This is a genomic window from Nonomuraea sp. NEAU-A123, from assembly GCF_018603905.1.
Lineage (GTDB): Bacteria > Actinomycetota > Actinomycetes > Streptosporangiales > Streptosporangiaceae > Nonomuraea.
Window position 1 is genome coordinate 408,808 of record NZ_JAHFZZ010000001.1, and the last position, 13,956, is coordinate 422,763.

Consider the following 13,956-nt stretch of genomic DNA (forward strand, 5'->3'; position numbering starts at 1 on the left):
GGGCATGTGGGGAGAAAGCCTGCGACAGGTGTCCGAATTGTGGCGACACGCTCGTTAAGAGCGCTCAGATAGTGGCGCCTCGCACTCTTACCAGATACGGTCCCTCCGTGAGCCCCGTCCGCCGCTGTTCCCGCACCGCTTGCAGCCAGCCTGCAGTCTTCACGCTCACGTACGTATACGCCGACTCGACCGCAGTTCTGGGCCCTCTGGCGACGTACGCCGAGCCACACTGTTACGACCTGTGCGCCGAACACGCCGAGCGGCTGACCGCTCCCCGCGGCTGGGAGGTGGTGCGGTTGCCCACGGACGGCACGTCACCCAGCTCAGACGACCTCGAGGCGCTCGCCAACGCCGTCAGGGAGGCCGCCAGGCCCGCGCCGTCCGGCGGGGGCGAACCGGTCGGCCAAGGGGTCGAAGTCGGGCGCAGGGGGCACCTGCGCGTTCTGCGGTCCGCCCAGCAACATCGCGACCGGTAGGCTCGTTCGTACACGTGACGACCTACGTGACGACCTAAGGGCGGAGCTGGAGAGTGGGCGACCTCGCCAAGATCTTCAAGGCGTACGACGTTCGCGGCGTAGTGCCTGACGAGCTGGACGAGCAGACCGCCGAGGCCGTGGGGGCGGCCTTCGTCGAGGTGACCGGGGCCCGGTCGGCCGTGGTCGCGCATGACATGCGGGAGTCCTCCGTGCCGCTGTCCGCCGCGTTCGTGCGCGGCGCGCGCTCGCGCGGCGCCGACGTGGTGCACGCCGGGCTGGGCTCCACCGATCTGCTCTACTACGCCAGCGGCAGCCTCGGGCTGCCCGGCGTGATGTTCACCGCCAGCCACAACCCGGCCCGCTACAACGGCATGAAGATGTGCCGCGCGGGCGCGGTGCCGATCGGCGGCGACAGCGGTCTCGCCGAGATCCGTGACCGCGCGGCCGAGCTGGTCGGCAGCACGGCCCCGCCGACCGGGTCGCTGATCGAGAAGGACCTGCTGCAGGGCTACGCCGACCACCTGCGCGCGCTGGTCGACCTGTCGGGCATCCGGCCGTTGAAGGTCGTCGCCGACGCGGGCAACGGCATGGGCGGTCACACCGTCCCCCCTGTCTTCGCCGGCCTCCCGATCGAGCTGGTCCCGCTCTACTTCGAGCTCGACGGCTCCTTCCCCAACCACGAGGCCAACCCGCTGGAGCCCGCCAACCTGCGCGATCTGCAGCGCGTCGTCCGCGAGACGGGCGCCGACATCGGGCTGGCCTTCGACGGCGACGCCGACCGGTGCTGGGTGATCGACGAGCGCGGCGAGTCCGTCTCGCCGTCGGCCGTCACCGCGCTGGTGGCCGTACGCGAGCTGGGGAAATATCCGGGCGCGACGATCATCCACAACCTGATCACGTCGGCCGGAGTGCCGGAGATCGTCCGCGAGCACGGCGGCGAGCCGGTGCGCACCCGCGTCGGCCACTCGTTCATCAAGGCCGAGATGGCCCGCACCGGCGCGGTGTTCGGCGGCGAGCACTCGGCCCACTACTACTTCCGCGATTTCTGGTTCGCCGACTCCGGCATGCTCGCCGCGATGCACGTGCTGGCCGCCCTCGGCGAGCAGGACGGCCCGCTGTCGGAGCTGATCGGCGCCTACGCGCGCTACCACGCCTCGGGCGAGATCAACAGCACGGTCGATGACCAGGACGCGGCCCTGCGCCGCGTACACCAGGAGTTCGGCTCCAGGGGCACCGTCGACGAGCTCGACGGCCTCACCGTGACCGGCCCCGACTGGTGGTTCAACCTGCGCGCCTCCAACACCGAGCCGTTGCTGCGGCTCAACGCCGAGGCGGCTGACGAGAGCAAGATGACGGCGATACGGGACGAGGTCCTCGCCATGGTTAGAGGGGTGTCAGTGTGAAGATCGACGACTGGCTGCTGGAGATCCTGGCCTGCCCGGCGTGCAAGTCACCGCTGCGCGCGGAGAGCGAGACCGAGGAGCTGGTCTGTACGGGTTGTGGCCTGATCTACCCGGTCAGGGATGACATTCCCGTCCTGCTCGTCGACGAGGCCAGGAAGCCGTGACCTGGGAGCCCGAGCGGCTCGATGACCAGGAGCATCTCACTGTGGGTGATCCGGGCGGCATGCTGGTCGCGGTGGCGGCCTCGGCCGCCCAGGTACGCATCGCGCACCGGGCCGCGGTCGAGGCGGGCGTCGACCGGCTGACCTCTCGGATCCGGCCGCGCGCGATCGTGGTCGTGGGCATGGGGGCCTCCGCCATCGCGGGCGACGTTCTCGCCGCGGTCTGCGGCAACGGCGCCCCGCTGCCCATCGTGACCCTGCGCTCCCACCAACTGCCCGGCTGGGTGGGCGCCACCGATCTGGTCATCGCGGTGTCGTGCTCGGGCCATACCGAGGAGACGCTGTCGGCGGCCCTGGAGGCCGTACGCCGCGGCTGCTCGCTGATCGCGGTCGGCAGTGCCGGCTCGCCCCTGGAGTCGATCGCCAGGCAGGCCTCCGCCGTCTACGTGACGGTGCCCGTGACCGGGCAGTCCCGCGCCAACGTCTGGCTGCTGACGATCCCGCTGATCGTGTCCGCCGCGGCGCTCGGCCTGATCAAGGCCGACGAGGAGCTGTACGAGCGGGTGGCCGCGACGCTGGAGGACATCGCGCACCGGTGCCGGCCCTCCAGTGAGTCGTTCGTCAACCCGGGCAAGACACTGGCCATGGAGCTGGCCGAGAGCCTGCCGATGATCTGGGGCTCGTCCTCCGTCACCGCGGCCGCCGGCTACCGGCTGGCCTGCCAGCTCAACGCGAACGCCAAATACCCGGCGATCTTCGGCGAGCTGCCCGAGGTCGGCCACAACCAGGTGGCCGCCTTCGACGGGCCGCTGGCCAAGCGCGACATCTTCGCCGACGACGCCGGCCCCACTCTCAGGCTGGTGATGCTGCGCGACGTCGAAGAGGACCCGCGGGTGTCACGTCGCCGCGAGGCGTCCGTACGGCTGGCGCACGACCGCGACGTACCCGTCACCGAGCTGTCCGCCGAGGGCTCGCACCCGCTGGAGCGAGTCGCCTCGCTGATCGGTCTGGGCGACTATGCGACTACCTATCTGGCCCTCGGGTATGGCGTCGATCCGACCCCTGTGTCGGCGATCACGGAGCTTAAGGCCAGAATTTCGCAATAGGATCCCTTTTCGGGCCTTTGACTGCATGATCATGATGAGTGGAGTTTTCCGGTGAGCGCGAGTGGCGGTAACAAGGCGATCATTGCGGCGTTGACCGCCAATCTGGCGATCGCCGTGTCGAAGTTCGTGGCCGCCTTCTTCACCGGGTCGTCCTCGATGCTCGCCGAAGGCATCCACTCCGTCGCCGACTCGGGCAACCAGTTGCTGCTGCTGATCGGCGGCAAGCGGGCGCAGCGGGAGAGGGACAAGGCGCATCCGTTCGGCTACGGGCGCGAGCGCTATTTCTACGCGTTCGTGGTGGCCGTGGTGCTGTTCACGATCGGCGCGGCGTTCTCGCTGTACGAGGGCGTCACCAAGATCGTGACTCCGCACGACGTCGAGTCGCCGATCTGGGCGTTCGCGGTGCTGATCTTCGCGATCATCGCGGAGGGGTTCTCGTTCCGCACGGCGATTCTGGAGTCGAACCCGCTACGCGGCAAACAGTCGTGGGTCACGTTCATCCGCCGGTCCAAGTCGCCCGAACTTCCGGTCATCCTGCTGGAAGACCTCGGCGCGCTGCTCGGCCTGATCTTCGCGCTGTTCGGCGTGACGATGGCGGTCATCACGGGCGACGGCGTGTGGGACGGCATCGGCACGCTGATGATCGGCCTGCTGCTGGCCGTGATCGCGGTCGTGCTGGCCATCGAGACCAAGTCGCTGCTGGTGGGTGAGGGTGCCTCGCCCGAGATGGAGCAGCAGATCCGGAAGGCGCTGGAGAGCACGCCGGAGGTCGACCGGGTGATCCACATGCGTACGATGCACCTCGGGCCGGAGGAGCTGCTGGTGGCGGCCAAGATCGCGGTCTCGCACGACGACTCGGCCTCCGAGGTCGCCAAGGGCATCGACGAGGCCGAGCGGCGGATCCGCGAGGCTGTACCGATCGCGCGGGTCATCTACCTGGAGCCGGACCTGGACCGCTCGCACACGCCGACCGCCTGAGGGCCCTCTCCCGCAGGACGATCACCGGGCGCGCTCCTACGAAACTCTTACGAGACGAGGTGGGCCGCGTCGCGCCGGATGAGGCGGAAGGCGCGGCGACCGGGGGTGGACAGACCGAGCTTGATGAACGCCTCGGCCTGCAACGCCGACACCCCGATCCGCGGCAGATCACGGGCATTGGGGTAGACCACGAACCGCGGCTCCCAGATCGGCCGGAACTTGGCGTTGAACCGGTACAGCGACTCGATCTGGAACCAGTGCGACAGGAACACCAGCAGCCCGCGCCACGCCCGCAGCACCGGCCCGGCGCCGAGCCGCTCGCCCCTGGCCAGCACCGCCCGGAACATCGCGAAGTTCAGTGAGACCTGCTCGACCCCCATCGCGGGCGCGGCCTGGAGGGTCTTGACGATCAGCAGCTCGTTCAGCCCCGGCTCGGCGTCGCGGTCCCTGCGCATCAGGTCGAGTGAGATGCCGTGCGGCCCCCACGGCACGAAGTGCAGCACGGCCCTGATCTCGCCCTCCTTGTGCGCGGTGGCCACCACGCACTCGGCGTCGGCGGGGTCGCCGAAGCGGCCGAGCGCCATGGAGAAGCCGCGTTCGGTCTCGGTGCCACGCCAGGAGACGGCGGCCTGCTTGATCAGTTCCTTCTCGGTCTCGGTCAGGTCGGCGACCCGCCGTACCCGGCAGGTGTAGCCAGCGCGCTCGACCCTGTTGGCCATCTGGCGGACGTTGCGCATGGCCCGGCCCTCCAGCGTGAAGCCGGCGACCTCGACCACCGCCTCGTCGCCGAGCTCCAGCGCCGACATCCCGGTCCTGCGGGTCCACACCTCGCCGCCGGTCTCGCCGCAGCCGATGACGGCGGGCACCCAGGCGTGCAGCCTGGCCTCGGTCATGAACCCGTCGATGGCCGCCGGCCATGCTTCGGGGTCGCCGATCGGGTCGCCGCTCGCCAGCATGACGCCCGAGACGACCCGGTAGGCGATCGCGGCCTTGCCCGAGGGGGAGAAGAGCACGCTCTTGTCGCGGCGGAGCGCGAAGTAGCCGAGTGAGTCGCGCTGTCCGTGCCGGTCGAGCAGCTCGCGCAGCCGCCGCTCGTCTTCGGCGGTGAGCTCGGAGATCGGGCGTTCCGGGCGCAGCAGGAGGTACAGGGTGGTGACCACGGTCAGTGTGCCGAGCGCGAGCAGCGAGAAGTAGACCAGGTCCGAGATGCGCTCGACGGAGTACGAGACCGGCCCCTCGACGCCGACGAGGCCGAGCACCACGTGCTCCAGCCGGTCGAGCACGCTCGGGTGGCCGATGGTGGTCATCGGGTGGGTGCTGACCAGCAGGAAGCCGAGGACGAGGTCGAGGGTGCCGAGGCCGAGCAGGTTCCACAGCGCCCGCCAGCGGGTGCGGGGGTCGGACAGGGCGGTGAACTCGCGCTTGTTCAGCAGCAGCGCCACGCACACGGTCAGACTCAGCCCCGCCGTGAACAGGTGACGCAGATGGATGACCTCCACGGCGGCGCTCACCGGCAGCAGCACCACCATCGCCCGCCAGGCCCGCGCCTTCCTGCGGCGCAGGCCGTGCGCCAGCATCACCAGCAGGATGCCGACGACCAGCGACGACGCCCGCGCGACCGTGGTGACGATGCCAGGCAGCAGGTCGGACCACTGGCCCATCCTCGTGTGACCGAACCCCGGCGCCACCACCTTGATGATGTCGAGCAGGCCGATCATCAGTGACGCGTAGCCTGTGACGGCCGGCACCCACGGGCGCGCGATCCTCTTCACAGTCAAATATTAAACGCCGCCCTCTATAACGCCCGCGTTAGGTCGCGGGGGTCCGTGTGGGGTCCGCGCGGCGTGCGTTAACCCGCTTCTTACGCCTCGCGGAGTATCCCTATCGTGGAGGCGAGATGGAACTGACCTCGGTAAAACTGCAACTCCTGGTGGCCGGGCTCGCGGTGGCGGCGCTGGTCGCGACCGTCTGGCTGTGGCCGCGGCTGAGCGGCCGCCGCTGGCCGGCCGTCCTGGGCAGGGTGGGCGTGCTCGTGGGCGACCAGGTGCTCATGCTGGCGGCGCTCGGCCTGATCGGTAACTCGTACTTCGGCTTCTACAGCTCGTGGCCCGACCTGCTCGGCACCGACACGGCCACGGCGCCCATCACGGTCGCGGGCGTCGGCGCGGGCATCCGGGTGCTGACCACGCACGCCGTACGAGGCGGCCGGATCGAGCAGGTGATCATGCCGGGGCGGACCACGCACCTCAGCGAGGAGGCGTACATCTTCCTGCCTTCGGCCTACTTCACGGACAAACACCAGCGCTTCCCCGCGATCCTGTCGCTGACCGGCTATCCGGGCGACCCGCGCAACCTCATGACCCGGCTCGACCTGCCGGGCCGGATGGCCAAAGCGATCGCCGAACACCAGGTCGAGCCGACGATCCTGGTGATGATGCGGCCCAGCGTGGTGCTGCCGCGCGACACCGAGTGCGTCGACGTGCCGCGCGGGCCGCAGTCGCAGGCGTACTTCGCCACTGACGTGCGGCAGGACATGATCGACTCGTACCGGGTGGGGAGCGGCCGGGAGTACTGGGGATTGCTGGGCGGCTCGACCGGTGGCTACTGCGCGCTGAAGATCGCCATGAGTCATCCGGACAGGTTCTCGGCCGCCGTGTCGCTCTCGGGCTACTACAAGACGATCATCGACGGCACCACCGGAGACCTGTTCGCCGGGGACAAGACGGTCGAGCAGCGCAACGACCTCATGTGGCGGCTGGCGGGCCTGCCCGCGCCGCAGGTCAACGTGCTGGTCACCAGCAGTAGGAAGGGAGAGGGCAACTACCAGTCGACGCAGCGGTTCCTGGCCGCGGTGAAGCCGCCGATGCAGGCGTCGTCGCTGATCCTGCCCAGCGGTGGGCACAACTTCAACACCTGGAACAGGGAGCTGCCACAGGCCCTGCCCTGGCTCGCCCAGCAGCTTCACGCGCCCGCCGCCGTGTAGCGTCCGGGGAGTTCAGAGCTTCCGGCCGACGACGCCGTAGCCGCCCGCGAAGACCTTCTTCGGCACGCCGCCCTCGGGACGCCACTGGTGGCCGACGACCAGCCCCGGCTCGACGAACGCGTAGCCGTCGAAGAAGCGCGCGATCTCGGGCCCGCTGCGGTGGGTCATCCCGGTCGGGGTGTCGCGGTAGATCTCGGCCATGGCCGCCATCGCCTCGGGCTCGAAGTCCGCGGTCGTGTGGGAGAGCGCCAGGTAGCTGCCGGGGCAGACGGCGGCGGAGTAGGCCTTGACCGCGCTCCACGGGTCGAGCTCGTTCCGGATGTGCATGAGCGTGCCGATGATGATCACGGCTATCGGCTTGCTGAAGTCGAGTGTGTCGAGCACGCTCCGATCGCCGAGGACCGTCTCGGGCTCCAGCAGGTCTGCCTCGATGTAGGTGGTGCGCCCCTCCTCGGAGCCACGTAACAAGGCTCGGGCGTGATTCATGACGATCGGGTCGTTGTCCACATAGACGATGCGGGCGGCGGGGTTCACCGACTGCGCCACCTCGTGCGTGTTGCCCTGCGTGGGGATGCCGGTGCCGATGTCGAGGAACTGGCTGATGCCCGCTTCGGCCAGGTGGCGCACTACCCGGCCGAGGAAGGCGCGGTTCTCCCTGACCGCCTCGATCATCCCCGGCTCGGTCTTCAGGACCATCTCGGCCACCGCCCGGTCGGCCTCGAAGTTGTCCTTGCCACCCAGCCAGTAGTCGTAGACCCGGGCTGGGTGGGCCACGGACGTGTCGATGCGGTGCTCGATCTCTTTGGTCACCCGAACCTCCACAGAAGCCGCTTTTGCCGGTGATCGTAGCCCGCAGTCGATCATCTGTCCGCTGGAGCGGGTGGCCGGTTCACTCGTGGCCCGTCAGGCAGGACGTGCCCGCGTCCGTCTCGTCGAACAGGCAGCGGCCGTCCTTGTTGAGCGAGATCACCTTCTTGACGGACCTGAACTGCTTCAACGTGGCGGAGATCGTGCGCAGGGCCCGCGCGTCGCTGCCGACCCCGCCGCCCCACACCGTCCGGCAGAAGCGCAGCGTGGCGGTGCCGTCCTTGATCTTCAGCTTGAAGTCGGCGCCGCAGTCGGACGGGCCGCGGAGCCGTCCGGTCAGCTCGGAGTGCAGGCCCTTCCTGCGCTCCGCCTTGGTCGGGCCCGCGATCAGTTGCCCGATCGCGAACCTGGCGACACCCCGATCGGGAGCCTTCCTGGTAACCGCGACCACCTTGCCGGGAATGCCGTCTCCCTTGGAGAAGTACACCTTCACCTCGCCGCCCATCTGCACCGGGGACAGGGCGAGTACGGTGGCCATCAGCAGCTCCATCATGACCATTTAGACGTATGGCCAGGGGCAGAGGTTCGAAGCAGCCGCAGCGCTTTCTCCTTCTCGAAGTCCAGGGCCCGGCGCGGCGCCTGGATGCGGCCGATCCGGACGCCGAGATCGCGTACGGCGACCGCCACGGCGGGGTCGCTGAGCACGCGCAACGCGAACGCCAGCTCGGCGGGCGAGATGTCGAACCGCTTCTCCAGCTCGATCCCCTGAGCCACGGCCGCGAGCTCGTCCGCGCCGAACCGCCGGTGCGCGCCCTGCTCCCGGACGGGCGGCAGGAGGCCCAGAGCCTCCCGGTATCGGAGCATTCGAGGGGACATGCCGAGCCGCCTGGCCGCTTCAGTGATGCGCATTCTTACATTCTTACGTCAGTTTTCGGGTGGTCGAGATGCGACCTTGCTCCAACGGCGCCTAAACTCGTGCGCGACAACTCCGTGACGCGAGGGGAAAACCCGATGGACTTCAAGGTCGCCGACCTTTCACTTGCCGACTTCGGCCGCAAGGAGATCCGGCTCGCCGAGCATGAGATGCCCGGCCTCATGGCGATCCGCCGTGAATACGCAAGTGCGCGACCCCTGTCCGGTGCCCGGATCATGGGCTCCCTGCACATGACGATCCAGACCGCCGTCCTCATCGAGACGCTGGTCGCGCTCGGCGCCGAGGTCCGCTGGGTCAGCTGCAACATCTTCTCCACCCAGGACCACGCCGCCGCCGCGGTCGTCGTCGGCCCCCAGGGCACCGTCGACGACCCCAAGGGCGTCCCGGTCTTCGCCTGGAAGGGCGAGACGCTGGAGGAGTACTGGTGGTGCACCGAGCAGGCGCTCACCTGGCCCGGCGGCGTGACCCCCAACATGATCCTCGACGACGGCGGCGACGCCACGATGCTCGTCCACAAGGGCGCCGAGTACGAGAAGGCCGGGGCCGTCCCGTCCGCCACGGATGACGACCCGGAGGAGTGGCACGTCGTCATCGACCTGCTCCGCCGTACGGTCGGCGACGACAAGCGGTGGACCGCGATCGCCGACAGCATCAAGGGCGTGACCGAGGAGACCACGACCGGCGTGCACCGCCTGTACGAGATGCACAAGACCGGTTCGCTGCGGTTCCCGGCGATCAACGTCAACGACTCGGTGACCAAGTCGAAGTTCGACAACAAGTACGGCTGCCGCCACTCGGTGATCGACGGCCTCAACCGCGCCACCGACGTGCTGATCGGCGGCAAGGTGGCCGTGGTCTGCGGCTACGGCGACGTCGGCAAGGGTTGTGCGGACGCGCTGCGCGGCCAGGGCGCCCGCGTCATCGTGACCGAGATCGACCCGATCTGCGCGCTCCAGGCGGCCATGGACGGCTTCCAGGTCACGACGCTGGACGAGGTCGTCGGCCAGGCCGACATCTTCGTCACCGCGACGGGCAACTTCGACATCATCACCGCCGCGCACATGGCGAAGATGAAGCACCAGGCGATCGTCTCCAACATCGGGCACTTCGACAACGAGATCGACATGGCCGGCCTGGCCAAGCTGCCCGGCGTCGAGAAGCGCAACATCAAGCCGCAGGTGGACGAGTGGGTGTTCGCCGACGGCCACTCGATCATCGTCCTGGCCGAGGGCCGGCTGATGAACCTGGGCTGCGCCACCGGCCACCCGAGCTTCGTGATGTCCAACTCGTTCACGAACCAGGTGATCGCGCAGATCGAGCTGTACGCGAAGACGGACGAATACCCGATCGGCGTCTACGTGCTGCCCAAGCACCTGGACGAGAAGGTCGCCCGCCTGCACCTCGACGCGCTGGGCGTGAAGCTCACCGAGCTGACCAAGGTCCAGGCCGAGTACATCGGCGTCCCCGTCGAGGGCCCGTTCAAGTCCGACCACTATCGGTACTGATTTCTAGAAATACTGATTTTTCTTTACGGCAGAGCACGGTGGACGCCAACCCCGCACCGGGGTTGGCGTCTGTCCAGGGGAACGCTCCTCCGGTGATGCGGGGCTGGGCGCCGTTACGTGCGTCTTCTTGGCCGTCTTCTTCGGGGAAATGTGGGGTGGGGCGTGGATCTTTCCGAGAGTGGAGAGCGGCATATCAGTTGGGCCGCTCGGTCCATGCCTGTTCTGACTGCTATTGGGGAGCGGTTCGCTGTATCCCGGCCGCTTGATGGGCTGAAGATCGCTGCTTGTCTGCATGTCACCGCTGAGACCGCTGTGCTCATGGGGGCGTTGAAGGCTGGTGGAGCCGAGATCGCTCTTGCCGCTTCCAATCCCTTGTCCACCCAGGATGACGTCGCCCAGGCGTTGCGTGACTACGGGATCGCCGTCCATGCGCGGGCCGGGGTGGATCGGGCGACCTATTACCGGCACATTCATCAGGCGCTTGATCTGGGGCCTGATCTGGTGCTGGATGACGGGTGCGATCTGGTCAACATCCTGCACACCGAGCGGACCGATCTTCTGGACGGGGTCTCCGGGGGTTGTGAGGAGACCACTACCGGGATCATCCGGTTGCGGCAGATGGCCGCCGAGAGCGCGTTGCGGTTTCCGGTCGTGGCCGTGAACGACACCCGGACCAAGCGGATGTTCGACAACCGCTATGGGACCGGGCAGTCCACGCTCGACGGCATCATGCGGGCCACCAACACCATGCTGGCCGGGCGGACGGTCGTGGTGGCCGGGTTCGGCTACTGCGGCCGGGGGGTCGCCGAGCGGGCCAAGGGGCTGGGGGCGCGGGTGGTCGTCACCGAGATCGACGCCGTCAAGGCGCTCGACGCCACGCTTCAGGGCTATGAGGTGCGGCCCATGGCGGAGGCCGTCATCACCGGAGATCTGTTCATCACCGTCACCGGGAATCGGGACGTCATCCGGGCTGAGCATCTGGCCGCCATGAAGGACGGCGCCATTCTCGCCAACGCCGGGCACTTCGATATCGAGATCGATGTGCGGGCGCTCGACGAGCTGGCCGAGGAGATCCATCACGGCGTGCGGCCCAATACCGATGAGTACGTGCTGGCGGACGGGCGGCGGCTGCTGCTGCTCGCCGAAGGGCGGCTGGTCAATCTGACCGCCGCCGAGGGGCATCCGGCCGCGGTGATGGACATGTCGTTCTCGGCCCAGGCGCTGGCCGTCGCCTGGCTGGCCGAGGAGCGGGCGCGGCTGGTGCCGGGCGTCTACGACGTGCCCGAGGAGATCGATCAGGAGGTGGCCAGGCTCAAGCTGGCCGCCGCCGGGATCGGGATCGACACGCTCACCGGCGAGCAGGAGGACTACCTGCACTCCTGGCGCGTCGGCTCCTAGAGCAGCTGCCCCATGCGGCGGATCTCCGCCGCCTGGCTCACCGAGATGTCCTCGGCGATCTCCTGGACGCGCAGGTGCGAGCCCTGAGTGATGACCTCGGTCGACATGGTGATCGCGCCCTGGTGATGGGCGGTCATCAGCTCGATGAACAGGCGGTCGAACGCCGCCCCCTTGGCCGCTTGCAGGCTCGCCAGCTGCTCCGGCGTGGCCATGCCCGGCATGCCCTCGTGGCCGGCGTGGTGGTCGGGCACCTGCTGGCCCTGGGCTTTCAGCCAGTCCGTCATCATGGCGATCTCCGGGCCCTGCACCTGGTTGATCCTCGACGCCAGGCGCTTGACGCCGTCGTTCGACGCCCGTGAGCCCGCCAGCAGGCTCATGTCGAGGGCCTGACGGTGGTGGACGATCATGTTCTGCATGTAGCGGATGTCGGCCGCGTTGGCCTTCTGGGGCGGCACGGCGGTGGCGGCCTCGCTCGGGTTCAGCGTCCTGGCCTCCTCGCCGGGCCGTCCGGGAGCGATGACGGGCGCCGTACCGTCGGCGGTCGGGGCCGGTGGCGCCGCCGAGGTGCCCCCCGAGCAGCCGGTGACGAGCAGGAACGCGCAGGTGCCGACGGTTAGTGCGTTGCGCACCTGTCCTCCTTGACCGCGGGGAGTCGCGACGTCGCACTATAGACGCCCCATCAACCCCCGGGAAATAGGGCAAGTCAGCAAATTTCTTGACACAGTGCTCGCTAGGCAGGGCTGACAGTCCGGGTCAGAATTTTGTCATTTATGTGTGCCTTATGACCCGGAAGGAGCCCGAGGGTGCTGACCCTTCGCAAGACCCTGTTCGCGGCCGGAGCCGCTGTGGCGTTAGGACTGACGACGATGCCGGCCTTGGCCGCCGACATTCCGCCGCCCGACACCGTGGTGACCAGCCCGAACGTGACCCATGTACTGAACATCCCCAAGCCGGCGCCCATAGCCGCCACCATCAACACCGACATCGCCTTCCAGGGCGACTACGCCTACGTGGGCAACTATGGCGGCTTCTCGATCTACGACATCCGGAACCCGAAGAAGGCCACGCCGGTCAGTTCGGTCGTCTGTCCCGGAAGCCAGATGGATGTCACCGTCTACGGCAACCTGCTCTTCACCGCCGTCGACTCCTCGCGCAGCGACGACTCCTGCAACAGCACGGCCCTGTCGGCGGACCACAAGGAGGCCTGGGAAGGCATCCGGATCTTCGACATCAGTGACAAGGCCGCGCCCAAGTACATCAAGTCCGTCGAGACCAACTGCGGCTCGCACACCTTGACGCTGGTGCCGGGCAAGGGCTGGGACAAGAAGAAGAACGTCTACATCTACGTCCAGTCGTACAACCCGAACGCGACCTTCCCCGACTGCCTGCCGCCGCACGACAAGATCTCGATCGTCAAGGTCCCGCTCAAGGACCCGACCGCCGCGGCCGTCGCGGCCACCCCGGTCGTCTTCCCCGACGGGGGCAACGAGACCCAGCCCGGTCTGCTCATCCCGACCAGCGGCTGCCACGACATCACCGTGTACGCGGAGAAGGACATCGCGGCCGGCGCCTGCATGGGTGACGGCGTGCTGTTCGACATCTCCGACCGGCTGAACCCGAAGATCACGGCCAGGACCACCGACCCGAACTTCGCGTTCTGGCACTCGGCGACGTTCAGCAACGACGCCAGGAAGGTCATCTTCACCGACGAGCTCGGCGGCGGCGGCGCGGCCACCTGCAACGAGGCCACCGGGCCGAACCGCGGCGCGGACGCGATCTACGACATCTCGCACGGCCAGCTCGTGTTCAAGAGCTACTTCAAGATCCCGCGCTACCAGGCCGACAGCGAGAACTGCGTGGCGCACAACGGCTCGCTGATCCCGGTCAAGGGCAAGGACATCATGGTCCAGGCCTGGTACATGGGCGGAGTCTCGATCTGGGACTTCACCAACTCGGCCGCGCCCAGGGAGATCGGCTACTTCGAGCGCGGCCCCCGCGCCGACAACAGCGGCGGCGGTGTGTGGTCCGCGTACTACTACAACGGCTACATCTACGCCTCCGACTTCCACCAGGGCCTGGAGGTCATCAAGATCAACGACCGGCTCACCAACGGCGCCGACCGCGTACACGCCGACCAGTTGAACGTCCAGACCCAGCAGTCCTACCGCGAGTGGGGCTGGGGCCACGACGACTGACCCGTCCATC

Annotated in this window: 14 protein-coding genes; 9 read left to right on the forward strand and 5 right to left on the reverse strand. The window is 68.2% G+C overall.

All coding sequences use genetic code 11. The features are described 5' to 3' along the window. Positions 1 to 107: 107 nt before the first annotated feature. Genes KLK06_RS01970 through KLK06_RS01990 form a run of 5 tightly spaced genes read left to right on the forward strand, consistent with a single transcriptional unit; the run spans position 108 to position 4,124 of the window. A complete protein-coding gene (locus KLK06_RS01970) occupies positions 108 to 476 on the forward strand; it encodes a DUF3499 domain-containing protein (RefSeq protein WP_214633499.1) in 369 nt (122 codons plus the stop codon). A 53-nt stretch (positions 477 to 529) separates the two neighbouring features. After that, on the forward strand, positions 530 to 1,879 hold the full coding sequence (locus tag KLK06_RS01975; RefSeq protein ID WP_214633500.1) for a phosphomannomutase/phosphoglucomutase: 1,350 nt from the start codon (positions 530 to 532) through the stop codon (positions 1,877 to 1,879). After that, positions 1,876 to 2,043 (forward strand): Trm112 family protein, encoded by a 168-nt coding sequence (locus KLK06_RS01980; RefSeq protein WP_214633501.1) that lies wholly within the window; start codon positions 1,876 to 1,878, stop codon positions 2,041 to 2,043. Before KLK06_RS01975 ends, KLK06_RS01980 begins: the two co-directional genes overlap by 4 nt. Next, positions 2,040 to 3,146: an SIS domain-containing protein gene (locus tag KLK06_RS01985; RefSeq protein ID WP_214633502.1), complete on the forward strand. Its 1,107-nt coding sequence runs from the start codon at positions 2,040 to 2,042 to the stop codon at positions 3,144 to 3,146. Before KLK06_RS01980 ends, KLK06_RS01985 begins: the two co-directional genes overlap by 4 nt. A gap of 51 nt (positions 3,147 to 3,197) precedes the next feature. Beyond that, entirely contained in the window at positions 3,198 to 4,124 is a 927-nt protein-coding gene (locus KLK06_RS01990) for a cation diffusion facilitator family transporter (protein ID WP_214633503.1), read from the forward strand. Between the two features lie 47 nt (positions 4,125 to 4,171). Here KLK06_RS01990 and KLK06_RS01995 read toward each other — a convergent pair whose 3' ends face one another. Beyond that, complete coding sequence (locus KLK06_RS01995) at positions 4,172 to 5,896, reverse strand: phosphatidylglycerol lysyltransferase domain-containing protein (RefSeq protein WP_214633504.1); 1,725 nt, start codon at positions 5,894 to 5,896, stop codon at positions 4,172 to 4,174. Between the two features lie 125 nt (positions 5,897 to 6,021). Here KLK06_RS01995 and KLK06_RS02000 point away from each other — a divergent pair, with 125 nt between their 5' ends. Beyond that, positions 6,022 to 7,107: an esterase family protein gene (locus tag KLK06_RS02000; protein WP_214633505.1), complete on the forward strand. Its 1,086-nt coding sequence runs from the start codon at positions 6,022 to 6,024 to the stop codon at positions 7,105 to 7,107. 12 nt (positions 7,108 to 7,119) lie between these two features. On the opposite strand, the gene KLK06_RS02005 is transcribed toward KLK06_RS02000, so the two are convergent. From KLK06_RS02005 to KLK06_RS02015, 3 genes are all read right to left on the reverse strand, one after another. Continuing rightward, positions 7,120 to 7,917, reverse strand: a complete 798-nt coding sequence (locus KLK06_RS02005; RefSeq protein WP_308168062.1) for an SAM-dependent methyltransferase — start codon at positions 7,915 to 7,917, stop codon at positions 7,120 to 7,122. A gap of 79 nt (positions 7,918 to 7,996) precedes the next feature. Beyond that, on the reverse strand, positions 7,997 to 8,452 hold the full coding sequence (locus KLK06_RS02010) for a GerMN domain-containing protein (protein WP_214633507.1): 456 nt from the start codon (positions 8,450 to 8,452) through the stop codon (positions 7,997 to 7,999). An 11-nt stretch (positions 8,453 to 8,463) separates the two neighbouring features. Beyond that, positions 8,464 to 8,823, reverse strand: coding sequence for a MerR family DNA-binding transcriptional regulator (locus KLK06_RS02015; protein ID WP_214633508.1), 360 nt, complete (start codon positions 8,821 to 8,823; stop codon positions 8,464 to 8,466). Between the two features lie 102 nt (positions 8,824 to 8,925). On the opposite strand from KLK06_RS02015, the gene ahcY reads away from it, so the two are divergent. Both ahcY and KLK06_RS02025 read left to right on the forward strand, forming a co-directional pair. Then, positions 8,926 to 10,353 carry an adenosylhomocysteinase gene (gene ahcY, locus KLK06_RS02020; protein WP_214633509.1) on the forward strand — a complete coding sequence of 476 codons (1,428 nt, stop codon included), beginning with the start codon at positions 8,926 to 8,928 and terminating at the stop codon, positions 10,351 to 10,353. Positions 10,354 to 10,515: 162 nt separating this feature from the next. Then, the gene (locus KLK06_RS02025; protein WP_214633510.1) at positions 10,516 to 11,751 is read left to right on the forward strand and encodes an adenosylhomocysteinase; all 1,236 of its coding nucleotides are present in this window, start codon (positions 10,516 to 10,518) and stop codon (positions 11,749 to 11,751) included. Here KLK06_RS02025 and KLK06_RS02030 read toward each other — a convergent pair. Next, complete coding sequence (locus tag KLK06_RS02030; protein ID WP_214633511.1) at positions 11,748 to 12,380, reverse strand: DUF305 domain-containing protein; 633 nt, start codon at positions 12,378 to 12,380, stop codon at positions 11,748 to 11,750. The two genes, KLK06_RS02025 and KLK06_RS02030, sit on opposite strands and share 4 nt — an antisense overlap. Before the next feature lie 174 nt (positions 12,381 to 12,554). Between KLK06_RS02030 and KLK06_RS02035 the strand changes: the two genes are divergently transcribed. After that, complete coding sequence (locus tag KLK06_RS02035) at positions 12,555 to 13,946, forward strand: LVIVD repeat-containing protein (protein WP_214633512.1); 1,392 nt, start codon at positions 12,555 to 12,557, stop codon at positions 13,944 to 13,946. The last annotated feature ends 10 nt before the right edge of the window (positions 13,947 to 13,956 follow it).

What these genes read in the sequence shown, in the direction of transcription:
- KLK06_RS02000 (WP_214633505.1), top strand. Translation starts at nt 6,022, where the DNA reads ATGGAACTGACCTCGGTAAAACTGCAACTCCTGGTGGCCGGGCTCGCG.
- KLK06_RS02010 (WP_214633507.1), bottom strand. Translation starts at nt 8,452, where the DNA reads ATGGCCACCGTACTCGCCCTGTCCCCGGTGCAGATGGGCGGCGAGGTG.
- KLK06_RS02015 (WP_214633508.1), bottom strand. Translation starts at nt 8,823, where the DNA reads ATGCGCATCACTGAAGCGGCCAGGCGGCTCGGCATGTCCCCTCGAATG.
- ahcY (WP_214633509.1), top strand. Translation starts at nt 8,926, where the DNA reads ATGGACTTCAAGGTCGCCGACCTTTCACTTGCCGACTTCGGCCGCAAG.